The organism is Enterococcus sp. DIV1314a, from assembly GCF_051713805.1.
GTDB classification, from domain to species: domain Bacteria; phylum Bacillota; class Bacilli; order Lactobacillales; family Enterococcaceae; genus Enterococcus_I; species Enterococcus_I aquimarinus.
Genome location: NZ_JBIOQP010000001.1, coordinates 1,244,708 through 1,270,712 on the forward strand (window position 1 = coordinate 1,244,708; position 26,005 = coordinate 1,270,712).

General features: G+C 39.4%; 26 protein-coding genes. 16 read left to right on the forward strand and 10 right to left on the reverse strand.

Annotated elements, in window-relative coordinates:
* The first annotated feature begins 99 nt into the window (after positions 1-99).
* From IGI68_RS05940 to IGI68_RS05950, 3 genes are read left to right on the forward strand one after another with little or no spacing between them, the layout of a single operon-like run.
* Positions 100-1,317: a metallophosphoesterase family protein gene (locus IGI68_RS05940; RefSeq protein ID WP_438731348.1), complete on the forward strand. Its 1,218-nt coding sequence runs from the start codon at positions 100-102 to the stop codon at positions 1,315-1,317.
* Positions 1,292-3,943, forward strand: coding sequence for an AAA family ATPase (locus IGI68_RS05945; protein ID WP_438731351.1), 2,652 nt, complete (start codon positions 1,292-1,294; stop codon positions 3,941-3,943). Before IGI68_RS05940 ends, IGI68_RS05945 begins: the two co-directional genes overlap by 26 nt.
* 41 nt (positions 3,944-3,984) lie before the next feature.
* Positions 3,985-4,926: an HD domain-containing protein gene (locus tag IGI68_RS05950; protein ID WP_273230263.1), complete on the forward strand. Its 942-nt coding sequence runs from the start codon at positions 3,985-3,987 to the stop codon at positions 4,924-4,926.
* A gap of 209 nt (positions 4,927-5,135) precedes the next feature.
* On the opposite strand, the gene IGI68_RS05955 is transcribed toward IGI68_RS05950, so the two are convergent.
* The 5 genes from IGI68_RS05955 to IGI68_RS05975 form a co-directional block, all read right to left on the reverse strand.
* Positions 5,136-5,843 carry a sensor domain-containing diguanylate cyclase gene (locus IGI68_RS05955; RefSeq protein ID WP_438731354.1) on the reverse strand — a complete coding sequence of 236 codons (708 nt, stop codon included), beginning with the start codon at positions 5,841-5,843 and terminating at the stop codon, positions 5,136-5,138.
* A complete protein-coding gene (locus IGI68_RS05960) occupies positions 5,819-6,112 on the reverse strand; it encodes a hypothetical protein (protein WP_438731357.1) in 294 nt (97 codons plus the stop codon). The genes IGI68_RS05955 and IGI68_RS05960 overlap by 25 nt, the downstream gene beginning before the upstream one ends.
* Positions 6,113-6,394: 282 nt before the next feature.
* Positions 6,395-7,402 carry a peptidylprolyl isomerase gene (locus tag IGI68_RS05965; RefSeq protein ID WP_438731360.1) on the reverse strand — a complete coding sequence of 336 codons (1,008 nt, stop codon included), beginning with the start codon at positions 7,400-7,402 and terminating at the stop codon, positions 6,395-6,397.
* 129 nt (positions 7,403-7,531) lie between these two features.
* On the reverse strand, positions 7,532-7,885 hold the full coding sequence (locus tag IGI68_RS05970) for a YtxH domain-containing protein (protein ID WP_438731363.1): 354 nt from the start codon (positions 7,883-7,885) through the stop codon (positions 7,532-7,534).
* On the reverse strand, positions 7,886-8,311 hold the full coding sequence (locus tag IGI68_RS05975) for an HIT family protein (protein WP_438731366.1): 426 nt from the start codon (positions 8,309-8,311) through the stop codon (positions 7,886-7,888).
* Positions 8,312-8,499: 188 nt separating this feature from the next.
* Here IGI68_RS05975 and IGI68_RS05980 point away from each other — a divergent pair, with 188 nt between their 5' ends.
* The gene (locus IGI68_RS05980; protein ID WP_438731368.1) at positions 8,500-9,282 is read left to right on the forward strand and encodes a CppA C-terminal domain-containing protein; all 783 of its coding nucleotides are present in this window, start codon (positions 8,500-8,502) and stop codon (positions 9,280-9,282) included.
* Between the two features lie 148 nt (positions 9,283-9,430).
* Positions 9,431-10,378 (forward strand): mannose-6-phosphate isomerase, class I, encoded by a 948-nt coding sequence (gene manA / locus IGI68_RS05985; protein WP_071875404.1) that lies wholly within the window; start codon positions 9,431-9,433, stop codon positions 10,376-10,378.
* 64 nt (positions 10,379-10,442) lie between these two features.
* Here the strand turns inward: manA and IGI68_RS05990 are convergent, their stop codons facing one another.
* Positions 10,443-11,480: a LacI family DNA-binding transcriptional regulator gene (locus IGI68_RS05990; RefSeq protein ID WP_071875403.1), complete on the reverse strand. Its 1,038-nt coding sequence runs from the start codon at positions 11,478-11,480 to the stop codon at positions 10,443-10,445.
* 267 nt (positions 11,481-11,747) lie between these two features.
* On the opposite strand from IGI68_RS05990, the gene IGI68_RS05995 reads away from it, so the two are divergent.
* Entirely contained in the window at positions 11,748-12,563 is an 816-nt protein-coding gene (locus IGI68_RS05995; protein WP_071875402.1) for an endonuclease/exonuclease/phosphatase family protein, read from the forward strand.
* A 61-nt stretch (positions 12,564-12,624) separates the two neighbouring features.
* Here IGI68_RS05995 and IGI68_RS06000 read toward each other — a convergent pair whose 3' ends face one another.
* The 3 genes from IGI68_RS06000 to IGI68_RS06010 all read right to left on the reverse strand — a co-directional run bounded on the left by IGI68_RS06000 (position 12,625) and on the right by IGI68_RS06010 (position 16,205).
* Entirely contained in the window at positions 12,625-13,302 is a 678-nt protein-coding gene (locus tag IGI68_RS06000) for a type 1 glutamine amidotransferase (RefSeq protein ID WP_071875401.1), read from the reverse strand.
* A 3-nt stretch (positions 13,303-13,305) separates the two neighbouring features.
* On the reverse strand, positions 13,306-14,649 hold the full coding sequence (locus IGI68_RS06005; RefSeq protein WP_071875400.1) for a Mur ligase family protein: 1,344 nt from the start codon (positions 14,647-14,649) through the stop codon (positions 13,306-13,308).
* A 146-nt stretch (positions 14,650-14,795) separates the two neighbouring features.
* Complete coding sequence (locus IGI68_RS06010; RefSeq protein WP_438731375.1) at positions 14,796-16,205, reverse strand: TrkH family potassium uptake protein; 1,410 nt, start codon at positions 16,203-16,205, stop codon at positions 14,796-14,798.
* Positions 16,206-16,379: 174 nt separating this feature from the next.
* On the opposite strand from IGI68_RS06010, the gene lepB reads away from it, so the two are divergent.
* The 9 genes from lepB to upp all read left to right on the forward strand — a co-directional run bounded on the left by lepB (position 16,380) and on the right by upp (position 24,387).
* Complete coding sequence (gene lepB / locus IGI68_RS06015) at positions 16,380-16,949, forward strand: signal peptidase I (RefSeq protein WP_071875398.1); 570 nt, start codon at positions 16,380-16,382, stop codon at positions 16,947-16,949.
* Positions 16,950-16,982: 33 nt separating this feature from the next.
* On the forward strand, positions 16,983-17,375 hold the full coding sequence (locus tag IGI68_RS06020) for an OsmC family protein (RefSeq protein ID WP_071875397.1): 393 nt from the start codon (positions 16,983-16,985) through the stop codon (positions 17,373-17,375).
* 210 nt (positions 17,376-17,585) lie between these two features.
* Positions 17,586-18,152, forward strand: a complete 567-nt coding sequence (locus tag IGI68_RS06025; protein ID WP_071875396.1) for a GNAT family N-acetyltransferase — start codon at positions 17,586-17,588, stop codon at positions 18,150-18,152.
* A gap of 233 nt (positions 18,153-18,385) precedes the next feature.
* Entirely contained in the window at positions 18,386-18,964 is a 579-nt protein-coding gene (locus IGI68_RS06030) for a thymidine kinase (protein ID WP_071875395.1), read from the forward strand.
* A 17-nt stretch (positions 18,965-18,981) separates the two neighbouring features.
* The gene (gene prfA, locus IGI68_RS06035; RefSeq protein WP_071875394.1) at positions 18,982-20,055 is read left to right on the forward strand and encodes a peptide chain release factor 1; all 1,074 of its coding nucleotides are present in this window, start codon (positions 18,982-18,984) and stop codon (positions 20,053-20,055) included.
* Positions 20,048-20,878, forward strand: a complete 831-nt coding sequence (gene prmC, locus IGI68_RS06040; RefSeq protein ID WP_438731380.1) for a peptide chain release factor N(5)-glutamine methyltransferase — start codon at positions 20,048-20,050, stop codon at positions 20,876-20,878. The genes prfA and prmC overlap by 8 nt, the downstream gene beginning before the upstream one ends.
* A 203-nt stretch (positions 20,879-21,081) precedes the next feature.
* Complete coding sequence (locus IGI68_RS06045) at positions 21,082-22,116, forward strand: L-threonylcarbamoyladenylate synthase (protein ID WP_438731383.1); 1,035 nt, start codon at positions 21,082-21,084, stop codon at positions 22,114-22,116.
* 152 nt (positions 22,117-22,268) lie between these two features.
* Entirely contained in the window at positions 22,269-23,510 is a 1,242-nt protein-coding gene (gene glyA / locus IGI68_RS06050) for a serine hydroxymethyltransferase (RefSeq protein WP_071875391.1), read from the forward strand.
* A 247-nt stretch (positions 23,511-23,757) separates the two neighbouring features.
* Complete coding sequence (upp, locus tag IGI68_RS06055) at positions 23,758-24,387, forward strand: uracil phosphoribosyltransferase (RefSeq protein ID WP_071875390.1); 630 nt, start codon at positions 23,758-23,760, stop codon at positions 24,385-24,387.
* A 33-nt stretch (positions 24,388-24,420) separates the two neighbouring features.
* Here upp and IGI68_RS06060 read toward each other — a convergent pair whose 3' ends face one another.
* Entirely contained in the window at positions 24,421-24,657 is a 237-nt protein-coding gene (locus IGI68_RS06060) for a hypothetical protein (RefSeq protein ID WP_071875389.1), read from the reverse strand.
* A gap of 302 nt (positions 24,658-24,959) precedes the next feature.
* On the opposite strand from IGI68_RS06060, the gene ispE reads away from it, so the two are divergent.
* Complete coding sequence (gene ispE / locus IGI68_RS06065) at positions 24,960-25,817, forward strand: 4-(cytidine 5'-diphospho)-2-C-methyl-D-erythritol kinase (RefSeq protein ID WP_071875388.1); 858 nt, start codon at positions 24,960-24,962, stop codon at positions 25,815-25,817.
* Positions 25,818-26,005: the final 188 nt, after the last annotated feature.

Below are 26,005 nucleotides of genomic sequence, written 5' to 3' on the forward strand. Positions count from 1 at the left end.
CTTTTTGTAACAACCTCTGATTACCGAACAAACTTTCGTGTTCGTCTGGCTTTTTTTTGCTGAAATGGTAAAATATAAGGAAAAAGAGGAGGTTTTTTCATGTTACGATTTATCCATTGTGCGGACTTACATTTGGACCGCTCCTTTGAAGGCCTCTATTTAATGAATGAGTCTGTCGATGAATTACTTGAAATCAACGAGAAAGTGCTAGAATCTATCGTATCCGTGGCAATTCAAGAGGCAGTCGATTTTGTCCTTCTTGTTGGAGACACGTTTCACCAAAATCGTCCGAGTTTAAAAACACAACATCAATTTTTCACTCAAATGAGTCGGCTTGAAGTCGCCCATATTCCGGTTTATTTGAGTTTTGGCAATCATGATTATTATGAAGAAGCACGTTATTGGTTTGATTTCCCCAAAAATGTTCATCTGTTTACGGAAGAAACAGTCCAAACGATCACAGGTGAAACGAAACAAGGTGTTTCTTATTGTATTAGTGGTTTTAGTTATCAAAAACCTTGGCTAGACGAATCGAAAGTAGCGCAATTTCCAAGACGTCAAGGGACCTATCATATCGGCATGTATCATGGAGATCCACAAGGCGAACACTACGCGCCGTTTGTCGTCCAAGAAATGAAACAAAAAGGTTATGATTATTGGGCATTAGGTCATATTCATGTGGCAACGGAGTTATCAACGCAACCACCGATTATCTATCCGGGGACACCCCAAGGTCATACGCAAAAAGAAAAAGAAACGCCGGGTATTCTATTGGTGACACTGACGCAAGGGGAAGCAACGTGGGAAGCGATCCCTGTTCATCAGTTATCGTGGCAAGAAATCACACTTTCGCTGGCTGGCGTCTCCAACCAAAGAATGGCGTTGGAAAAAATTCAGCGTCTCTTTACGGTCTCTCAAAAAGCACTGATTCGCCTCGTTTTGAGTGAAACCGCTGATTTACCCAAAAATTGGTTAAATGCAAAAGAAAAAAAGGAATTAATTGCTTATTTAAATCATGAGTTGCAACTGCAGGGCTTTGCGCAACGAATCTATCAAATGGAAGAAATTCAGGTCGTTTTTGAGCAACAAGTTCAGTTGAATGCGAGTCCGGCTTTAAAACGAGCGCTGTTCCAACAGTATCAAGACGCCGATGTCTTTCGTGAAGTGATGGCGGAACTCTTGCAACACCCAATTGCGAGTAAAGTGATGAAGATGGAAGCTTTTCAGCAAGGTGTCTTTGAAGTAGCAAGTAAAGAAATCGAACAAGAATACGTTTGGAAAGGGTCTGACAATGAAACTGATTCGAGCAGAGATTAGTGGCTTCGGTCATTACCGTCAAAAAATAATTGATTTTTCTGCAGGAAATCAATTATTTTTTGGTGAAAACGAGACGGGAAAATCAACTTTATACCATTTTATTCAAACGATGTTATTTGGTTTTGCGAAAAAAAGTGCCAAAAAACGTGATTATCGGCCTAGTGATGGGGCGGCGTTTGGAGGCAAACTTTGGATCTGGCATCCGCTTTATGGCGAGATTTTGATTGAACGATTCCGTCAACTCAATCGTGGAAAAGCGAAGATTCAAATAGGAGACGTCGTAGGGGATGAGGCTTTTTTAAATGAGATACTTGCCCCTTTAACGTTAGAAACGTTCCAAGAAGTCTTTACGTTCCAACAAGAACAATTATCAGAGCTCGATCGTTTACAAGAAAAGGAGTTACATGAAGCCTTAATTTCTTTAGGAATTAGTGGTAGTGCGCAAGTGATGAACCAAATGCAACAATATGAAAAGAATAATCACCAAATGTATAAGTTGAAAGGCCAAAAATTACCACTCAACCAAAAGTTAAAACAGTGGCAAAAACTCAAGGAAACGATTCACCAGAAAGAGCAACAAGAAGCCCAAGTGCAACAAGCCTATCAAAAACTGGCTTACTATGAGACGCAAGCACAAACAAGTAACCGACAAGCAAAAATCTTACAACAACGAAGTCAATTGTTAGAGCAACAACAACTGCATTGGCCGCTTTACGAGGAATGGTGTGAGCTAGAAAACGTCAAAGAATCCGTGGTCTCAGAAGAAAAAACACGTAAATTGCAACAATTTCATCAACGATACCAACAACTTTCAGAAGAAATTCAAAATAAAGAAGCCGAACTTGCGCAATTAGAAAGTGGTCAAACTTCAGAAAGATATTTCTTTTATCTCGATCAAGAAGCGAATATTCAACAAATCTTACGAGAGAAAGTGACGGTCAGTCGTTTACTGGATGACAATCAACGCGTCAATGCTCAAATACAGCAAATCCGTCAAGAACTCGCAGCGCTCCAACAAAAACGTGGTTGGCGTCAACTCCCGGAAAAAAGTGATCCGACTATTCCAGCAGTGATTCATCAGATACAAGCAGATGAGGCTCAATTAAAGGAAGAAAGCTTACGATTCAATTGGCTAAATGAACAACTTGCGAGTCTGGAAACCGAGATTACAACGCTCGAAAAACAAACGCCGCAGTTATTTGCACCGAAAAAGTCGGGTGCTTTGCGACTCGCTTTACTAGTCGGTAGCGTAGGAGCTTTTGCTGCAGCCTTTTTATGGAGTGGACCTATCCAAGGTCTATTCATTGCCTTAGGTATTGGGATAGCTTTAGCCGGTATTTATTTGCAAGTTCAACAAATAAAAGTCAAACAAAGCAAGCCACTTTGGCAAGAGAAGATGCAGAAAAAGAACGAATGGCTCGATAATCGAGAACAGCAAGAACAACAAATTCACCAATTAAAACAGCAAGTTGCGCAGCGCAAAAAAGAATTACAACCTTTTTTTGGTCAAGAGTTAGAAACCGCGAAGTGGCTCCAATTAGTCGATGAATATAACCGTGAAGTGGCGTTGTATGAAGCCCATTTGCAGCAGTTAGCCACGCTAAAGCCCAAAGAAAGTGAGAATCAACAACAGTTCGCGCTGTATGAGGAACTGTTTTCTGACTTTTATGATTGGTTGCCGCTAGAAAATAAAAATCTCAATGAAAAAATGACGTGTTTAGAAGATTTTCATATAGAGATGCAAGCCATCAAGATGGAACGTTTGCAACAACCAAGCACGCTCCTTGCCCAACAATTACGTCGCCTAAAGACAAATCGAGAAGAATTATTTGTGACGTATGAAGGATTGCTTGCGGAATTTGGGTTAACCCATCCGACTGAAATTCCTTTATGGAGTAAACAGTGGGCTGCAAAAGAAAAACAGCTCGCTCGTAAGAAAGAACTCAGCGAATTACTATCGCCGTTATTTAAAAAGAAAATAACGAAAAATGAATTAGCCGAGGAAAAACAACGCATCAAAGAGCAGCAAGAAGAACTTTATGCGGCTTTGAGTTTGGACTTGGAAGAAAAACAACGACTCCAATTACAGTTAGAGCAATTGCAAAGTGATGGCACGCTCGATCATTGTTACCAACAAGAAATGGAATTGAGAAGTGAAATCGAAGAAGGAATGATTCTTTGGGGGAAAAATCGTCTGTTAAGTACTTTCCTAGCTGATTTGGCAACAGCCTTATCCGATCAACAATTGCCTCAATTACTCCAGCAAGCCTCGCATTATTTTTCCTTGTTAACCAATCAATCTTACCAGCAAGTAAAATTAGACGAAGGCATCCTCACCGTTGTTGCGAGCAACGGTACCCAACCGATTTATCAATTATCGACAGGTACGAAAGATCAACTGATTATGGCATTACGTTTTGCCTACTTAGCCTTACAACGGGAAAAAATTCTTTCCCCCGTCATCATTGATGATGGATGGTTGCATTATGATGGAACACGCAAACGCAAATTGGCACGTTTATTAGCGGAATTTGGTCAAGACTATCAAATCATTTGTTTGTCTTCCGACCAAGAAATGGTAAGCTATTATCAAGAGTGTCAGCAAGCGGTAAAAATGATGGAATAAAGGATGTGACGAATGTTTTTGGTTGAACAAAAACAAACGATATGAAGAAAATACGTGAATTAGTAGTCGATGAAGAGTTTCAAATGTACACTTTAATCAAAAATGCCGATATTCGAAAAGCTAAAAATGGTAAGACGTTTATCGCGTTTACCTTTCAAGATACTTCCGGTACGATTGACGGCAAGTTTTGGGATGCTTCTGAAGAAGAAGTCGAGCGTTTCCAAGCAGGGCGAGTGGTGATGTTAAGTGGCAAACGTGAGCTCTATCAAGGGACGCCCCAAGTGAAAATTATGCAACTACGATTAGCAACCGAAGAAGCCGCGGATCCAACACTTTATATGGAACGGGCACCGATTAAAAAAGAAGCGATGGAAGCTGAAATTAGCCAGACGTTGTTTGAAATTACCAATCCACATTGGAACCGGATTGTTCGTTATTTATTAACAAAATACCAAAAAGAATTCTTTGAATATCCAGCAGCTAAGCGCAATCATCACGCCTATGCGAGTGGTCTGGCACATCATACAACGACCATGTTGCGTTTAGGCAAGGCAATCGTGAGTGAGTACCCAGAACTGAATGCTTCGCTCCTTTATGCAGGGATTATTTTACATGATCTCGGGAAAGTAATTGAACTTAGTGGGGCAATGACGACGGAATATACGTTAATCGGGAATCTCGTAGGACATTTGGTCTTGGTGGATGAAGAAATTACGAAAGCTTGTCTCGCTTTAAAAATTGATGATACAGTAGAAGATGTCGTGATTTTGCGACACATGGTCTTATCCCACCACGGTTTATTAGAATATGGTTCACCGGTGCGACCGCGTCTTTTAGAAGCAGAAATCTTGCATCAAATTGATAATCTCGATGCTTCCATGCAAATGATGTTAACCTCTATTCGCCAAACAACACCAGGGGAATATACGGATCGGATTTTTGGTATGGATAATCGTAGTTTTTATGTCCCAAAAGATGTTTAATAGCTAAGGTACATACTTGTTGACGTGCGGACAATGGTTTTAATTGGGAAAAACGATTGTTTGGATGCCGTGAATTGCTAGCAGTTCATGACTTTACTAAAAAATATTAAGCTAATCTTAGACGAAAAACCGTATTCTCTTTATTCAAACGAATAAAGGAAATACGGTTTTTTTTAGGTATTCATTCAATTAGATAGGGAGTAATAGGTTTATGAAGCTATTGAAATTTGACTACGCCCATTTTTCTTTGCTAAATAGAGTCTTTCATCTGCTAAAGAAATTAATTTTTGGATTTCAGAGGCTTCTGCGCTCGTTGCGATCCCTCCACTAATTGAAGGTTTTAATCCGGATGGAAATGGAATGTTCCTGAGTTCGCTTTGAATTCGTCGAGCAATGTTCAACGCTTGTTCTTTTGTTGTTTCCGGGAGTGCGATTAAGAATTCATCGCCACCATAGCGACCAGTAATATCAGAAGAACGACAAGCATTCGTAATCACAACCCCCATTTGACTTAACACATAATCGCCCATTAAATGACCATGAGTATCATTGATATTTTTGAAACAATCAACATCAAATAATAAAAAGGTATAAAATGAATCTGACTTACGTGTGCTTTCATCAAGTATTTTGATTTGTCGTTCTAACTCATAACGAGAATAGAGTTGGGTCAAGTGATCGTATTGTGCTTGATTTTGCCAATACCTAGATTTTTTGATTTCTTCTTGTAGACTCCGTTCGCTTTCTGTGATATCAAAGACAATTCCAGAGAGAAAGAGTGGTTTGTTTTCGGCATTACGTTGAGTCACTTTTCCTCGATCATAGAATGTTTTCCAAGTTCCATCTTTAGCTTGGATTCGATATTTTACTTCCCAAACAGGTACTTCACCTCTTAAGTGCGCACGCATTTGGTCCATAACATCTTCATAGTCTTCTGGATGATTTTTTCTGTGAAAAATTCAAAACCAACTTCTTCTGGTAAATGTTCTTTTCTATATCCAATGGCTTCAGCTTTTAATGGATTAAAGGTAACTTTATTTTCAGGAAAATCCCAGTACCAGTGTCCTAAATTTCCCATCCAAGGATATTGAGTGACATCTTCTTTATAAATTTGTGCGGATAGTTCTTTATTAAGGCGTTTTAATGCCGCATTTTCTTTTAATAATGCTTCATAGCGTTCGTCCATCATCGCTACCTCCTCGGATTCATTTTTAATAAAAAGCTAAGTATTAATTTATGTGATTTTTTCACATAAATATTAATCAGTGATACAATCAAGGGGATGTTATCATATCTCAGAAAAAAGTGATGAACATTTTATAGGAATATTCATGTTAAGTATACGACAAAAAACTAATCAATGTAATGGGAAATCCTTTCATTGATTAGTCTTTTTGTTATTTTTTAGTTTTTGTATTCCGAATAGTGGTAGGCAAACCCACCAATTATTGACGGTTTAAAAATGTAGTTATTTAGATTCTGTTTCAGTCGTTACGGATTCAGAAGTTTCTGTTTCCTTGTCTTCTGTTGCTTTAGTATCTGTCGTGTCATCGGTTGCTTCTGTTTCTTCCGTTGGTGTTGCTGCATCAATGAATGTTGTTAAGATAGTTGCAAAAGCATCATCTTTAATTTTTACGTTGGCTTTAATTAATTCTTCACCAATCACTTGATTGATGAATGTTTGATCGGCTAGTTTTGCATTCGTTGCCGCTTCTTTCACTTCATCTTCAAATTTACTCATGTCATTGCCTTTTGGTGTATTTTTCACCATTTTCACAATGTAGTAAGTTGGTGTGCCATAAGCAGATTGAACCGGGATAATCTCAGAGATTTCGCCATCTTTTAAAGCAAATGCTGCTTGCTTTACTTCAGCAGGAATCGTTGTGGTATCCGTTGCAGAGCTAAATGTTACAGCTCCTTCTTCGGCGCTTGACGCATCCAATGAATTTTCTTTTGCAATTTCGCCAAAGTTCGCATCTTTTTCATTCACTTGTTTTAACAAATCAGTTGCTTCTTCTTCAGAAGTCACTAGAATGATTTGTGCTTCAACTTCAGGATGGAAAGCTTCCCAAGCTGCTTTTAAGTCCGCATCGGTTAATTCAACATGTGAACGTAAACCTTTGTCAAAAGAAAGACGATCGCGCATTAATTTATTCGCTTCTTCACGTGTCATGTTAGCTTGTTTTAACTGCTCATCGATATCAGCATCGCCGAATACCGCTTTTAATTCTTCTTCAATTTCTTTATCCGTAATGTCTTCGCCATAGTGTTTCGTGAAGACTTTCGATAAAATCATGTCAAATACGATTTGTTGACTACTTTGTTGCGTACGAGCATTATCGTAAAAATCAAGTGCAGTAATAGTACCGCCTTTCATTGTTGCGATTTCAGTGTTTTTAGTCTCGCTAGAGCAAGCTGCTAAGGCCAGGATACTCATTGATGTTGCTAATGCTAAAATAATTTTTTTCTTTGTCATGGATAGTTGCACTCCTGTTATCTAAATTCTATTTTCGTTACGGTACGATTAACAGTTCCTACTATACCACACTCTATTTTAGAAAAGAACGCATTCAAAAAAAAAACTCTGGAAATTCAAAGAAACTTCTTATTTCGTCGTTTTATTCAAAGGCGAGTTTTCTAGGTGTTGTTGGAGTAAAGTTAACTGTTCATTAATCCGATTAATACGAGGCGTTGCTTGAAATTGGAACGCTCTCAGATCTTCTTCTAATGATTTCTGAAAGGCTGGTAAACTTGTCTTCGCGATTTCTTGAGTCTTAGCGAGATTGTCATTCACCGTTTCGTAATCTTCTTTGACGGTTTGAATGGTTGCCGCCGTTTCTTTAATCGGTTCTTCCCATATTTTAAGCGTTTCTGATCCTTTACGTGGGGCAAATAATAAACCACCGACACCGCCAATTGTTCCGCCGACAAAAAGTCCTTTGATAAATTGTTTCATCATTTATTTCACCTGCTCTGCAATTTTTTGAGCTAAGTCCGTCATTTCTTGCGCAGTCGCTTTTCCAGTATGGTTACCAAAGTGAATCGCAAAATCGTCTGCTCTCGTGAAGCGTGGAACCAAGTGGATATGTGAATGAAAAACAGTTTGGTAAGCCAGTTCTTTATTGTTATTAATAATGTTTAATCCTGCTAACTCAGGAAAAGCGGACTCGATTGCGCGTGCTACTTTTGGTAGACGAGAAAATGTAGCGCTAGCGAGTGTCTCATCATAATCAAAAATATCAGATACATGTTTTTTAGGCACGAGTAGCGTATGGCCAGGAGTTGTTTGAGAAATATCTAAGAAAGCATAGACGTCCTCGTCTTCGTAAATCGGGTAACTCGGGATTTCTTTCGCGATAATTTTACAAAAAATACAATTTTCCACAGGGAATTCCTCCTTTTCCTCTTTCTACTACTTTATCATAGATTGACTAAAAAGAGATAAAGATGCGAATTTTTCCTTTTTGCCGGCGATTGTTGTTTATTTTCTATCAAAAAGTGTTAGGTTTTTAGTTGCCTAATAAAGCGTTCAACAGTACAATAGTCAAAGAAGTTAAAGAGAGGAAGTTTGCGATGTCGAGTTTTACATTAGGAGAAACGGCTACATTAGAAACAATTACGATTCGGGTGAAAGATCGCGACAAAATGATTGCTTTCTATCAAGGAATCGTCGGTTTTTCTCTAATACAAGAAGAGAATGCCTTAGCAATGATGGGGATTAAGGGAAGTAACAAAGAACATCTATGGTTAGAAGAAAGTCCACGAGCGTATCCTCATTTTGGAGAAATCAAAAAATTACAACATTATACGTTAAAAGTAGCAAGTTTAGCAGAAATTGCGAGTATTTATTCTCGTGTCTTAAAACATGAAAGTCCTGTTATCGGATTGACACTGAAGGAAGATTCTATTCAATTAATCATCGAAGATCCAGAAGGAAATCAATTAGTCATCTATTTTGAACCCACAAATGAAGCAGTAGCCACTTCTGAAGAATTATTAAAACAAGGCGATGAAACAACCTTGTTAACGGCAGAAACTGAGATTACGGGGATTCATTTGAATGTTCCGAATCAAGCAAAAGCGCAACTTTTTTTCAATGATATTTTAGGGGTAGCTGCGACAGTGCCATTATTAACATTGACTGATACGGCTGGGAAGCAATTTATGACAGCTGAAGATGAAGTCTTAGGACTGGATTTCTTGAAATTTACGATTGAAGAAGCAGACTTACTTGCCTTAGAACAGCATTTAATCGAAAAAGAACAAGACTTTTACATCGATAAAAAGAAACAAATTTTAACGATTTTTGATCCAATGGGGATTGAATGGTGGTTTATCCTCAAAAAGAATAAATAACTTTAAAAGAAGAAGCATGCTTCTTCTTTTTTTAAGAGCCCAGTTATTCGACTCTCTTTTATAAAAACCCTTTATTTAGCTGAAATAAATTAGTGAACCATGTTATAATAACCAAGAAATACGCAATCAAAAGGAGAAGAGTGTGAGTATGCAACCATTATTTATGAAGCCAGTATTCCAAGAAAAAATATGGGGTGGTAGCCGGTTAAAGACGGTATTTGGCTATGACATTCCAAGTGATAAAATCGGGGAAGACTGGGCAATTAGTGCGCATCCTAATGGCGTGAGTATGATTGAAAACGGTCCCTACAAAGGCCAAACATTAGATCAATTATGGGCAAACGAGAAGGCGCTTTTTGGTCAACCAACGGAAGACGTTTTTCCATTATTAATTAAAATTTTAGATGCCGAAGACGATTTATCGGTACAAGTTCATCCAGACGATACCTATGGCTTGAAACACGAGGGTGAATTAGGGAAGACAGAATGCTGGTATATTATTGATGCTCAACCAGGAGCTGAAATTATTTATGGACACAATGCACAAACCAAAGAAGAATTAACAACGATGATTCAAGAAGGTCGTTGGGAAGACTTATTAACCCGCGTACCGGTAAAAAAAGGTGATTTTTTCTTTGTTCCAAGTGGGACAATTCATGCGATTGGCAAAGGGATTATGATTTTAGAAACGCAACAGAGTTCTGATACAACTTATCGCGTATACGACTATGATCGTAAAGATGATGCGGGACAAACCCGTGAACTACATATTCAACAATCAATCGATGTCACAACGGTCCCATCAAATCGCCCTGAAAATGCGATTGTGGAAGAAAAAATCGGTGACTCGACCGTCGTTACGTACTTAAAAACTGACTTTTTTAATGTGTATGAATGGCAAGTTAACGGTCTTTTGAGCATGGAAAAAGCGGCTCCTTATACCTTAGTGACTGTGATTACGGGTGAAGGGGAATTAATCGTGGATGAAAAGACGTATCCATTAACAATGGGAACGAGTTTCATTTTACCAAACCAAATTGAGCGTTGGGAAATAAAAGGGGAACTCAAACTGATTGCCTCTGAACCTGGGAAATAAGTTTAGCTAATCTTCTGTAACGAATTGATTATTTTACGAATACGAAAAAACCTATCCTTTCAGTTTAGAGAGGATAGGTTTTATTCATATTGTGCTTATTTAAGACGGTTTCACGCTGAATCAATTCATGCGGTACAACAACTCGTAGACTGCTTTGTGCTTCGGTTTTAGTGAGTTGCGTCATTAATTGTTGCGTCGCAATCTCACCTAAGGAAGCAACATCAATATCGATACTCGTTAAGTAAGGATGAATTAACGTTGTAAAAATTGAATTATTAAAACTAATGACCGATAAATCGTCGGGGACCTTGTACCCTAAGAGCGTCGCAAGCTGCATAATACGAACGGCAAACAAATCATCGATAACGACGAGAGCCGTTGCTTGCGTTTCTTTTAAAACTTCCGCGAAATTCGGATAATCTTCTGTTTTTTCAAAGGAAACTGCTGGGAAAACAGGTAATCCTGTCATCATTAACGCTTTTTGATAGCCAAAAAAGCGTTCATAATATAAATTTTCATGCGTTGTATTCGTGATGAATAAAATCTTTTGATGTCCTTTTTCAATCAAATGCTCGGTGGCTTGTTTACCTAATAGTTGATTGTCGTTATCGACATAAATGATTTTTTCTTCTTGTTGATAAGGTTGTCCAATTAACGTGAAAGGAATGTTTTCTTCAACTAAATAGGTAATAATTGGATCATATTTATCGGAATAAGTAAGAATAAAGCCATCAACTTGTTTTTGCCGATGCATACGTTCAACATTGGCTAATAAGGTCTCAAAATCTCTAGCAGAAGCTACGGCGACCGACATATTTGATTTACGCGCTTCCTCATTAATTGTTTCGATCGTCTCTAAATAAAAAGGATTGCCTAAACGCTCCTTCGAATTTAAGGGTGGCAAAATAACACCAATCGCACTAGCACTTCGTTTCCCTAAATTGCGAGCCGCCAGATTCGGAGTGTACCCTAGTTCGTCCATTACTTTTCGGACTTTCTTTTTTGTTTCTTCTGATATGCTGGAGTGATTATTAATCACTCGTGAAACAGTGGATGTAGCAACCCCTGCTTTTTTTGCAACATCTTTCACTGTAATACTCATTGGACGTTCAACTCCTTTAACGAAAAATATCGTATCATAATCAACTAGTAAATACTAGCATACAAGTAAAAAGGGGATTCGTTGATTAAATTTGTAAGAAAAATCAAGAACGATTAATTAGTAAATCGCTTTCATTATAGTCGTATGCTAGCACTAGTAGATGCTAGCTCTATCATAGACGCAATCGGTTGCATCGTCAAGAGCGAATCAGCGAAGAATCAAATTATGTTATAATAAAGTAAAAAATGAAATAAAAGGAGTTTCTAAATGCATGTATTAACCCTGAACTGCCACAGTTGGGTAGAAGAAAATAGTCTCGAGAAATTACAACAGCTCGTCGATACAATCGTAAAAGAAAAATTTGATGTCGTTTTGTTACAAGAAGTGAATCAACGAATCGGTAGTGAACCCGCAATTTTAGATGAATGGTATTGTTTCAATAATGACCCTTGGCCGATATTAGCTGATAATTTTGCGCTTGTTTTATCCCAAGCGCTTCAAATAAAGGATGAACCCTACTACTGGACGTGGGGATTTAGTCATATTGGCTATGGGAAGTACGAAGAAGGGCTGGCCATTTTATCCAAAGAACCCTTGTTAGCTAAGGTTTCATTAATGTCGACGTGTGATGATATTCAAGAGGCCGCGCGCCGTATTTTATTAAGTGGCGTCACAGAAAGTGCGGGTAATCTGTATACAATTGGCAATGTCCATCATTCCTGGTGGGAAGGCGGTGCGTTTGAGACGGAATGGGCGAGAGCAGAAGAACTGTTATCAGACACGCGATACCCGATTATTTTAGGTGGTGATTTTAACCAGATTGCGGGAACGATCGGCCATCAGCGAGTACTCGACAGTCCCTTAGCACTTCAAGATAGCTTTTTAGTAGCCGAAAAAAGAAGGGGAGAAGCGACGATCGAAGGGCCGATTGACGGTTGGCAAGATCAACAAGGATCGTTACGCATTGATTATCTGTTTGTGAGCGACGGTCTTCGTGTCACGCAACATGACGTCATGTTTGACGGGCACACAGAACCTGTCGTGAGCGATCACTTTGGCGTTCGAATTCGATTGGCAGAGTAACAAAAAAAGGCTGACGTCTGATGCGTCAGCCTTTTTTTAGTTGTCTAACTTTTAGTATGGATTACTTTATTAAAAAATCGGATCCATATTTTTTAGCTAAAGCGAGATTCAAAATTCGTTTGGCTAAATTTGTATTGCGTGCTAGCAAGGGACCGTGGAAATACGAACCAAACACATTGCGATAAATCACGCCTTCGGTTTGATCTTCGCCATTATTACCATGTCCATCAACGACAATCCCTAATGGACGCTCGCCTTTGCCTAAGAACGTCCGGCCGTTATGGTTTTCAAATCCGATATAGGTTTCATTAAACGTTTCATTGACGATTTTGATATCCCCAATAAAACGGTGATTTTCTTGCCGCGTCGTGTAATGATCAAGCGCGCCAATTCCCATGATTTTTTCATCATTTGCGGTCACGTAATAATGCCCCAGCAACTGATACCCTCCGCAAATCGCTAAGAGAACGCCATCGTTTTCAATATAGGAAGTGAGGGCTTCTTTTTTACTTTGTAAATCGTGGGCGACGATTTTTTGTTCATAATCTTGTCCGCCACCGAAAAAGACTAGATCGTACTCGTCCGCCACAAAAGGTTCATAAAGACTCACAATCGTCGTCGTCATTTCAACATCCATCTTTTTCGCTAAATAATCGAGTACAAGGAGATTGCCGTTATCTCCATAGGTGTTTAGTAAATTCCCATAAAGGTGGGCGACACGTAATTGATAGTTGGCCATGGTTTAGTTCCCTCCTTTTAGAATTCCTTTTTCTGTTAATTTTTGGCGCAATTGAAGCACTGCCGTATAAGTTGCTAAAATATAGACTTCTTCTGTCGGAAGCTGTGGAATTTGGGCAATGACGTCATCTAAATTCGCACATTCGTGGATCGTTTCTTCAGCAATTCCGGCAACCTGCAAGCGGAAAGTCATATCTTCTCGACGATCACCGCCTGTTAGGACTTGGGGAATGGCACGTTTTGTTAAGTGCTCATAGGAACCATCCCAAATCCAACTCACATCAATGCCATCTGCATAATTGGCGTTCAGCAAGCAGACAAGTGAAAAATCATTTGGCGATAAGGTAATCGTATCAATGACTTGATTTAGACCAACAGGGTTTTTAACGAGGACCAGTGTACATTTTTTCGAGCCAATCGTAATGACTTCTTGACGGCCAAAGACTTTTTCGTCATAACCAAGTCCAAGACGGATTTTTTCAGGCGAAACACCATAATGCTGGCCAACTGCTGCAGCGGTCAGAGCATTGTAGATATTATAAAGACCGCCGACTTCAATTTTGTAAGATTCTTCATCGACCGTAAAAACAGAAGAAACATTGGTCATCTCACCGAGTTGAGTGAGTTGGTATGCCAGTTCTGGTCGTTTAAAATCACAATTTGGACAGTAATATTTGCCTAAGTTCGCATACGTAATCATCTTGTAATGCAAAATATGTTGACAATGCGGACATAAGACGCCATCAGTATTTGGATGCGCGAATTGCTCATGATCTGCTTGATGATTAAAGCCATAATAAATACGAGGATTTGGCGTATCTTTTGAGTTGAAGATTGGCGAATCGCCATTAGCTAAAATCGTAGCTTCTGGTGCTTGGGCTGCACCGTCTAAAATCATTTGATACGTTGTATAGATTTCACCGTAACGATCCATTTGATCACGGAAAATATTCGTGAAAACAAACAATTTTGGTTTAATGTATCGCGTCACTTTACTTAAGCTCGCCTCATCAATTTCAAGAACCGCAAATTTTTTGCGTCCTTTTTTGCCATGAGCCGATAAAAAAGTCGAAACAATCCCTTGCACCATATTAGCACCGGTTGGATTGGTTAAGACATCATCAAATTCTTGTTGTAAGATTTTGACAATCAGGGCCGTGGTTAAGGTTTTACCATTCGTGCCAGTAACCACAATGACTTCATAGTCTTTGGCTAAATAATCTAAAATATTGGGATCAAGTGTTAAGGCAATTTTTCCAGGATAACTGGAACCACCTTTGAAAAATGTTTGTAAAAGCCATTGGGATGTTTTGCCGACAGCTGTCGCAAAATAATGACGAATTTTCATATAAAACCTCCATCTATCTAAAGGACTACTTTTTTCTCTTTTTGGCAGTAGTCAAATTCAATTAATCATACCATAAAATCAGGTGAAGAGCAGAAATCCTTGTCTGATTTTATGCCTTTTTTTAAGAGTTAGTCAACCGTGAATAGCTATCCAATGATGATTTTTTCAGTTGGGTATTCGTAACCTAAGTCGCGTGTTTCTTTTGGAACAAAGAGTAACAATGTGTAAAGCATCCCGATGCGACCAATAAACATTAATGCAATAATGACGATTTTTCCAATTGGCGAAAGGGCAGCAGTAATACCCAGTGACATTCCTGTGGTTCCAAAGGCCGAAGCAACTTCCACGACAATGGAAATCAACGGAAAATCTTCTGTCGCCGTCAAAAAAATCACGCTACTAAAGCACATAAATAACGACAACATAAAGACTACAATTGATTTTTGTAAATCATCATCGTCAATTTGACGTCCAAAGACATTGACGCGGCTTTCGCTTTTTAAGAAAGAAAATAAATAAAGACCGATAATGGCAATGGTTGTGGTTCGCACACCACCACCAACAGAGCTCGGACTACAACCGATAAACATTAATAACGAAAAAACGAGCAAGGTCGTTGTTTGAAAATCATTTAAATCATGGATTTGTAGACCAGCATTTCTCGTTGTCACAGAATAAAACATACTCGTAACGCCCTGGTTTAAAAGGGACGCTCCTTGGAATAAATGGTTTCTTTCCAATAAGAAAATCGTAATCGTTCCAGTCACAAACAAGATCAGGAACGAGAAAAAAGCAATTTTCGTAAATAATGAAAAGCGATACGGGATTTGATGCAATTTTTTCTTCGTTAATTTATCGATGAGCCAAGAGCGAAAGTCCATGATAACTGGAAACCCAATTCCTCCAATAAAAATTAAAAACATAATCCCAAATAAAAAAGGATAATCCGTTGAATACGGGAGAATCGAATGGCCTGTAACATCAAAGCCAGAATTAGTGACTGCCGAAATCGCTTGATAAAAACCGTTGAAGAAGGCATCTGACCAACGATCGTAGTAACCAGTGACTTTAAAATAGAAACTAAAGAGTAAGCCACCAAGCGCTTGTAAACTAATTAAAATCAAAAAAGTGGTACGAATTAAATTAACAATCCCACTTAAACGAGGCTGGTTCATATCGGTCATAATCAGTTGCCGCTGTTTTAAGGAAATCCGTTTGTTAGAGAGAATGAAAAAGAAAGTCGAAATCATCATAATCCCTAATCCACCGACTTGAAATAAAATCGTCAACAAAATCACACCGTTTTGGTTGAAAATTTTGTTAATAGGAAACGTCGTTAACCCGGTCACACTAATTGTACTGACCGCCATAAATAACAAATCAATAAAGGACGCGTCACTGCCGGTTTGTCGGAAAAACGGTAAGTAAAAAAGTCCCAAAGAAAGAAGAGTGACGAGTAAATAATAAATCACAATAATTTGAATTGATGAAACATGTTGGTATAAAAAAATACGATTACGTCGGAAAAAAAGACTTAATTTTCGGTCCCAAGACATGAAGACACCCTCCTTAAAATAGATTTCATCTCTAGTATACCAAATAATCAAGTGAGAAATGCCTTTAATTCGATAGGAAAATTCCTAAAAAATTCAGGATCAGGATAGGACTTTGCTGAGAGAGCTATGTTATACTAATTTTAGTTCGAAGTATTATGAAAAAGGAGGGATCATGTGAAAGAATTTATCAAAAACTGGGGTGCATTTTTAGTCATTATCGCCGTATTTGCTATTGTTCGTTTTTATTTTGTGACGCCTGTTTCGGTGAAGGGACACTCAATGGATCCAACGTTGGCAGATGGACAAAAATTATTAACACTCAAAACGGACAGTATTTCCCGTCTTGATATTATTACGTTGCAAGAACCAGACGATCCCGATAAACTAGCGGTAAAACGGGTCATTGGCTTACCAGGTGAAACGGTAGAAATGCGCAATGATCAATTAACGATTAATGGCGATCCCTTAGAAGAAACGTATCTTGCTGAATTTCAAGCCTTGTTTGCTCAAGACCAACTCGTTGAAACGTATAGCTATAACGAACTTTTTCAAGAAATTGCTCGTGAAGCAACGAATTTTACCGATGATTTTAGTGTGGTTGTGCCAGAGGGATATTATTTTGTATTAGGCGATAATCGCTTAGTTTCAAAAGATAGCCGTAGTTTCGGTTTTGTAGCGCAAACGGCTGTTGAAGGAAAAGTCATTTGGCGTTACTGGCCAATTCCAGATATGTCTTTTTTTTAACATCAATAAGGGAACACAGAAAGGTTGTTTAACATGTCAATTGAAACATTTACATTAAATAAAGTAGGACCAGCATTTACACTCGATACACCTGAAGAACCTTGGATTTTACTCAGAGGAGAAGGCTATTCTCCTGTGCAATCACTTGTGACAGCCGCTGCTGCCTGTGCGGGATATGTCTATATTTCGGTGTTGAACAATTCGAACGTTCCGCATGAAATTGAAAAGGTCACGGTGAGTTATACGCGGGATATGGCGAAAAAAACCAATCCGATTCAGTCAATCAACGTGACAATTTATGCGGAGATTGCGACCGAATACCACGAGAAAGCACAACGTTGTGTCAAATTGATTTCACCGAATTGTCCGGTCATCCAGTCGCTAGACCCTAACATTGAGGTTGTCGAACAAGTTGTCTTTTTGTAAATCCTAAGCTCACACTAGGTCCGAGATGAACGTGACTCGTGTGAGTTTTTTCAAGCGTTTAGGTTAAATCGTCGCTGTATGACGCCACTTTGCGTGCTGCAATTTGGAGAGTATTAGTTGCAAGGGTAGAAAATATTGCGATGAAAGCAGTAGGCTCGTGTGGGAACGAGCGTATTCAAAAGAAACAAAAAATGAAAAGGAGTTAACATCATGCGTGGGAAAAAAGTGTATTTGGCGGAGTTGAGAGAGGGGGACACAGAGTTATTTGCGGAGTGGCAATGGGATCCTCAGTTTATGCGCGGAATTAGTGACGATGTGTTTCATCCTTTTGGTGTGGATGATTGGGAAGATATGTTTGGCGACCCGGATAGTAACGAAGCATTTTTCTTTACGATTCGTCAAATAAAAGATGATGCCTTAGTCGGGTTTATTTCGTTAACCGGTGTGATGATGAAAAACCGTTTAGCCGTGATTGGGATTGGCATTCCCCATGAATCTTACCGGGGAAAAGGTTATGGAAAAGAAGCTGTTTCCTTGCTACTCGCGTATGCCTTTGATCATTTAGGCTTACATAAAGTGCGACTACATGTTCATAGTTTTAATCAAAACGCGATTGAGATGTATCGCAGTCTCGGCTTTGTGCAAGAAGGGATCAATCGCGAAAGTGTGTATCAAAGTGGTAAGTGGTACGATCAATTAGATTTTGGATTTTTACAAAGCGAATGGAGGTTACTAGAAGAAACAAAAGTCAGCCGCTTTAAGCATGAAGCAAGGTAAGTAACGACTGAAATAAATCAAACGTTCGATTGAAAGCGAGTCCGTTCCTTTAAGGTTCTGACATCGCTTTTTTTAGCGGCAAAAGATGCGCGGAGATTGTTAGCGCTTGAAATCTTAACGAGACGAGACCGTCTGGTGAGCGTTTTAATGGAAAATACGTTTTCTCTTTTCTTTTACTGTAAAATTTTTGCTTTTTCAAGTATAATACCAAAGGAGTAAGTGGAGGATGAGAGATGGCACAATTATTTTTTAAATATGGCGCGATGAATAGTGGGAAATCAATTGAAATTTTGAAAGTTGCCCATAACTATGAAGAACAAAACAAGCCGGTTGTCTTGATGACGAGCGGAATCGATACGCGTTCAGGCTTAGGTCAAGTGAAAAGTCGCATTGGGATTTCAAAAGAAGCACTACCAATTTTTGAAGAAACGGATATTTTTTCTGTCGTGCAAACGTTGGGCTACACGCCGTATTGTGTCTTAATTGATGAGGCGCAATTTTTAAGTGCGCGTCACGTCTTAGACTTAACGAAAATTGTCGATGAATTAAAGATTCCTGTGATGGCCTTTGGGCTGAAAAATGATTTTCGCAACGAACTGTTTGAAGGGTCAAAATCCCTCTTGTTATACGCGGACAAGATTGAAGAAATGAAGACCATTTGTTGGTTTTGTCATAAAAAAGCAATCATGAATTTACGTTATGTGAATCACGTTCCAGTTTACGAAGGGGAGCAAGTCCAAATTGGGGGAAATGAAACGTATTACCCTGTTTGTCGACAACACTATGTTAATCCAAAAATGAAGAGCAATTAAAGAAAAGGAGCATACCTATGTACGATCAGTTACAATCGATTGAAGACCGTTATGAAGAGTTAGGGGAATTATTAAGTGACCCCGCTGTCGTTTCCGATACGAAACGCTTTATGGCTTTGTCTAGAGAAGAAGCCAATACACGTGAAACAGTTGCTGTTTACCGTCGTTATAAAGTCGTGGTAAGCGGCATCGAAGAAACAGAAGAACTGCTTGGTGAAAACCTCGATGCAGACATGGCTGAGATGGCAAAAGAAGAACTCAGTGAACTGAAAAAAGAAAAAATTGATTTAGAAGAACAAATTAAAATTTTGCTTTTACCAAAAGATCCGAATGATGATAAAAATATCATTATGGAGATTCGTGGCGCAGCAGGTGGCGATGAAGCCGCGCTATTTGCCGGTGACTTATTCGAAATGTACCAACGTTATGCCGATGCACAAGGTTGGAAAGTCGAAGTGATGGATGCGAACGTAACGGGGATTGGTGGTTACAAGGAAGTAATCATGATGATTACCGGCGAAAGCGTCTTTTCAAAATTAAAATATGAAAGTGGTGCTCACCGAGTACAACGTGTGCCTTCAACCGAATCGCAAGGGCGTATTCACACGTCAACGGCAACGGTTGTCGTCTTACCAGAAGCAGAAGAAGTCGAAATTGACTTGGCAGATAAAGATATCCGAATTGATATTTATCATGCCTCTGGTGCCGGTGGTCAGCACGTCAACAAAACCGCTTCAGCTGTACGTTTGACGCATATACCAACTGGCATTGCAGTCGCAATGCAAGATGAACGCTCCCAAATTAAAAACCGTGAGAAAGCGATGAAAGTGTTACGCGCGCGTGTCTATGACAAATTGCAACAAGAAGCGCAAAGTGCCTATGATTCCGAACGTAAATCGGCTGTTGGAACGGGCGATCGTTCAGAGCGGATTCGGACCTATAACTTCCCACAAAATCGCGTCACCGATCACCGGATTGGGTTAACGATTCAAAAGCTAGACCAAATCTTAGCCGGAAAATTAGATGAAATTGTCGATTCTTTAATCATTTACGACCAAACATCGAAATTAGAAGAGCTCCAAAATGGCTAAAACGTATCGAGAAGTCCTTTCCTGGGCTTCTTCTTTTTTAGAAGAACAAGGGGTAGAAGGACACAGCATTTTATATGTCTTACTTGGCCGTAAGAATTGGCGGAAGACGGATTGGTTGCTGAATTGGCACAAAGAGATGCCGGAATCGGAACAACAGCAACTTCAGCAAGATTTAAAACAACTAGCCGCGCATTATCCTGCGCAGTATATTCTTGGATTTGAAGAATTTTATGGTCATCGTTTGAAAGTTACGGAAGCCACCTTGATTCCTCGTCCTGAAACGGAAGAATTAGTGGCTCTTTGTTTAGAAACATGTCCAGATGAGCCACTGTACGTGGTCGATGTCGGGACAGGGACAGGTGCAATCGGGATTTCATTAAAATTGGAGCGGCCCACTTGGGAAGTAGCCGTTGTCGATTTATCGCCAGCCGCGCTTAAAGTCGCACAAGAAAATGCCGAGACGTTAAACGCCCCATTATCGTTTTATGAAGGAGATACGTTAGCGCCCATTAACCAACCAATCGATATCTTAATTTCGAACCCCCCTTATATTGCGGCTGATGAGTGGTCTGTCATGGACGAAAGTGTGCGCACCTTTGAGCCGAAAATGGCCTTGTTTGCAGAAGAAGAGGGCCTGGCGATCTATCAAAAATTAGCACAGCAAGCAAAGGAAAAGTTGAAACCTTCTGGAAAAATTTTTTTAGAAATTGGTTTTCAACAAGGAAAAGCAGTACAAACACTTTTTCAAACGGCTTTTCCACATAAAAAAGTAACGATTTATCCAGATTTAAGTGGGCGAGATCGGATGATTGTCGTGGAATAGTTATACACAGCTTTGTGCATAACTATTTATTTTTTACTTTTAATAAGTGAATGAATCCTTGATAGAGTGACAATGGGAGCCTTTTATTCGATTACCCACAGAGTTATCCCCTCTTGACGGATAAGTTGTCCACAGAATGGGGATAACAACGCAAGGAATGTTGATAACTCGCCAACTTTTTTGAAAAAGGATGTGTATAACTTGTGGAAACAAAAATATTTAATAAAATAGACTTAACAGAAGCGGCCCGGTTACTCCGAGAGGGTGAAATTGTGGCGTTTCCCACAGAAACGGTCTATGGTTTGGGAGCCAATGCCCAAATAGCCGATGCCGTTCAATCGGTCTTTACGGTGAAAGGTCGTCCAAGTGACAATCCACTGATTGTTCACGTCGAAAGTTTTGAACAAGTAAAAGATTATGTCGAGGTCTTCCATCCGTTGACGCAAGAAATTGTTGACGCGTTTTGGCCAGGGCCATTAACCTTAATCTTTACGATCAAACCCGGGGCATTACCAAGCGTTGTTTCGGCCGGCTTACCGACCGTTTCATTTCGGATGCCCAATCATCCGCTAACGTTAGAACTGATCAAAGAAGCCGGTGTTCCGATTGTCGGTCCCAGTGCGAACACTTCTGGACGACCGAGTCCGACCAATAGTCAACATGTCTATCATGATTTACAAGGGAAAATTGCCGGCATACTTGAAGGGGGCGCGACAGCAATTGGTGTTGAGTCGACGGTGCTTGATTTAAGCGATCCAACGAAACCCCCGATGATTTTACGTCCAGGTGCTGTTACAAAAGAAGCGTTAGAAACGATTCTAGGAATTGAAATCTTAGTAGATCCCCATCTAGCCCATGAAGAACAAGCACCGAAGTCTCCTGGCATGAAATATAAGCATTACGCCCCTAAAACGCCTGCATTGATGGTCAATCCTGATGAGTGGGAAGCGGTTATGGCTTTAGTCATAGCCAAAGAGATCCGCCTGGGATTATTAGGAAGTCCTCAAATGATTGAACGATACCAAGCGTCAGCGCAAGCGACGTTTGCCTATGAAGGCGAAGGCGTGGAAGCAGCAGCGAAAGGCTTGTTTGCGGGCTTACGCGCCTTAGATGAAGCAGCAATCGACGTCATCTTAGTCCCAACCTTCCCTGAAGAAGGCTTAGGTGTGGCTTATATGAATCGTTTGAAAAAAGCAACGAATCAACTGAATTTTCTAGAACAGCTAACATCTGAATAATATTTCGTTTTATTTAGATTAACGTTCGTCTTTAATCGATAATTTCAAGGAAATCATTTAAAAAACAAGGTTTATTAAGGGAAAGCATTTCAAAGTCTATTCGCTTTGTGATACAATCGGATTATCTTATTTTGAAGGGATGTTTGTGTTAGATGGATTATAAGCAATTTGACCAAGAATTATGGGAAGCAATCAAGAATGAGGGGATTCGTCAACAAAATAATATTGAATTAATTGCATCAGAAAATATTGTTTCTGAGGGCGTTATGGCTGCTCAAGGAAGTATCTTAACGAATAAATACGCAGAAGGTTATCCAGGTCGTCGTTACTATGGCGGTTGTGAGTTTGTGGATGTGGTGGAAGATTTAGCGATTGAACGAGCAAAAGAAATTTTTGGGGCAAAATTTGCCAACGTTCAAGCACACTCTGGTTCACAAGCCAATACAGCAGCTTATCTTTCTCTAATTGAAGCTGGTGATACCGTTTTAGGAATGGATTTATCGGCTGGTGGCCATTTAACGCACGGCTCTCCGGTTAACTTTAGTGGGAAAACCTATAACTTTGTGGCTTACGGTGTTGATCCAGCGACGGAAGTTCTTGATTATGACGTTGTCCGTATTTTAGCACGCAAACATCAACCAAAATTAATTGTAGCTGGAGCGAGTGCTTACTCAAGAACGATTGATTTTGCACGCTTTAAAGAAATTGCGGATGAAGTTGGCGCAAAATTAATGGTGGATATGGCTCATATTGCGGGACTTGTGGCTACCGGTGCACATCCGAATCCAGTCCCTTACGCTGATATTGTGACATCAACGACTCACAAAACGTTGCGTGGTCCGCGTGGTGGGTTAATTTTAACGAATGATGAAGCCCTAGCGAAAAAAATCAATAGCGCCGTCTTCCCTGGAATTCAAGGTGGCCCATTAGAACACGTGATTGCCGGAAAAGCGATTGCCTTCAAAGAAGCATTACAACCAGAATTTAAAGAATACTCTGCTCAAGTAATTAAAAATGCGCAGGCAATGGCAAAAGTCTTTAATCAATCAGGTAAAGCACGTCTTGTTTCTGGTGCGACGGATAATCATTTGTTATTAATTGAAGTAACAGGATTTGGAATGACAGGTAAACAAGCGGAACAGTTGTTAGACACCGTTAGCATTACCGTGAACAAAAATTCGATTCCTTTCGAGAAATTAAGTCCGTTCCAAACAAGTGGTATTCGTATCGGAACACCAGCGATTACGAGTCGTGGTTTTAAAGAAGAAAGCGCCGTTGAAGTAGCAAAACTAATTCTGAAAGTCTTAGAAAATAAAGACGACGCAGAAATATTGGCACAAGTAAAAGAAGAAGTTATTGCTTTGACCGATGCTCATCCTTTAAAAATCAAATAATGATGAAGAGACGATGCTAGCAGCGGGGATTCGCTAACGGCATTCAATGAATAAAGTCTAAGAAGAGGGAATGACAGGAAATGTCGGTCACCTCTTCTTTTTTATTGATCTTGTAGCAGCGAATCCTTCAAAAAAAATGAGAACAAGACCTGATTTTATAGGAAATATACGAAAGTCTTATAAGATTCCTTGTTTGAAAATGGAATTTGTTTTACAATAATAGCAACAACGAAAAGGAGCGATTAAAATGGGAAAATTTCAAGTAATTGATCATCCATTAATTCAACACAAGTTAACAATTATCCGTGATAAAAATAGTGGGACTAAAGTCTTTCGTGAGGTCGTTGATGAAATTGCGATGCTAATGGCGTATGAAATTTCACGCGACTTACCAGTAGAAGAAGTTGAAATTGAAACACCAATGATGAAGAGTGTTCAAAAACAATTAGCAGGGAAAAAAGTTGCGATTATTCCAATTTTACGTGCGGGATTAGGCATGGTTGATGGGATTTTACAATTGATTCCAGCTGCTAAAGTCGGACACGTTGGATTATACCGTGACGAAGAAACACTTGAACCACATGAGTACTTTGTGAAATTACCAGATGACATTACGAGCCGCCAATTATTAGTGGTCGATCCGATGTTAGCAACAGGTGGATCCGCAGTGATGGCAATTGACGCTTTGAAAAAACGTGGCGCATCAAACATTAAATTTGTTTGTTTAGTAGCGGCACCTGAAGGAGTCAAAGTATTACAAGAAGCACATCCGGATGTTGATATTTATACGGCAGCATTAGATGATCGCTTAAATGAAAATGGCTACATCGTTCCTGGTCTAGGGGATGCCGGCGATCGTTTATTCGGTACAAAATAAAAAAAAGGCTGTCCAATTGGATAGCCTTTTTGCTTAAATTTTTTGTAACTGTTTATAGTTAATAATGATTACACCATTGCTTCTTCTCATAAGATCACTATTTTCTTGTGTTTCCTTAATTTTAATAATTGCCGAGTTACGCAATTGTTTCACGACTTCGCCTGTTTCTGCTTGATCTTGAAAGCTAAAACGAACAGGGGTATCGACTTCAAACTCTAAACCAAATTCCGACGGGACAATAGTAGTTTCAAACTTGCCAAATGTTGCCATGTTCTAAAAAACCTCCCTTTTCTATAATCTTATTATAGCACACTTTTAATAAAATGAGAAATCTACGAGAAAACAAAGAATATATTATGTTATTTTAAAAATAATAGGTAGAAAAAAAACGACCTTATCCCGTGCTCCGTTTCGATTCTTGCCAGATATTGCGCATGATAAGATTGGATGAGATTTTGCAAGGTCAATTGTCAAAGTCGAAAAATATAGACGGTATTCTAAACGGACGAACTATACAGTTTTTTTTTACTATGATAGAATGAATCAAATGATTTTAAGTGGTGGGTGATGAAATGGAAATTATAGAAAAAGCACCAGCGAAAATCAACTTAGGCTTAGATGTGTTGTATAAGCGGGAAATAGACGGCTATCACGAATTGGAGATGGTGATGTCGAGTGTCGATTTAGCCGATCGCTTAATTTTCGAAGAAATTCCAGAAAACAAGATTCTGATTGAGACGAATAAAGCTTTTTTACCCATTGATAAACGAAATAATGTGTACCAGGCTGCCTCGATCATCAAACAACGTTACGGCATCACGAAAGGCTTAAAAATTTCAATCGAAAAGAACATTCCTGTCGCTGCTGGACTTGGTGGGGGAAGTTCTGATTGTGCCGCAGCTTTGCGTGGGATGAATCGCTTATGGAATTTGAATCTTTCCATGGAAGAACTCATTGAAATTGGGGTCACGATTGGAACAGACGTCCCGTATTGCTTATATGGTACAACGGCTTTTATTGCAGGTAAGGGAGAGATTGTTCAACCACTTGTCCCGATGCCTCAATGTTGGGTTGTGTTAGTGAAACCGCGTATTAGTGTTTCAACTAGGAAAATTTTTCAACAAGTCTCAAAGATTGACGAATTGAGTCATCCGGATATGGCGAGCTTATCACAAGCGATTTTAGCGCAAGACTATGAAGAGATGCTTTGTCACATGGGGAATAGTCTAGAAGATATTACGATTCCTAAATACCCGGTTGTGCAACAAATTAAAGATCGGATGATCAAGTATGGTGCCGATATCGCTTTAATGAGTGGGAGTGGCCCGACCGTTTTTGCTTTGTGTCGACAACATTCGCGCGCGCAACGCATCTATAATGGGTTAAAAGGTTTTTGCGAAGAAGTTTATTTGGTTCGAACGCTCAAATAATAAGAGACAAACCTCTTGGTGAGAGCGGACGAAAACGAAGGCTTCTTCTCGTATTTTGGTAACCAACTAGGACTTATTTTGTCCGTCGGGTATGTTTCGGACACTTGATTCGACGAATTGAAGGAATTAGCAAATTGTTGACTTGCATAGAAAGTTTCAATTTGCTTTTTTTGTACGCTTAGTTGCTC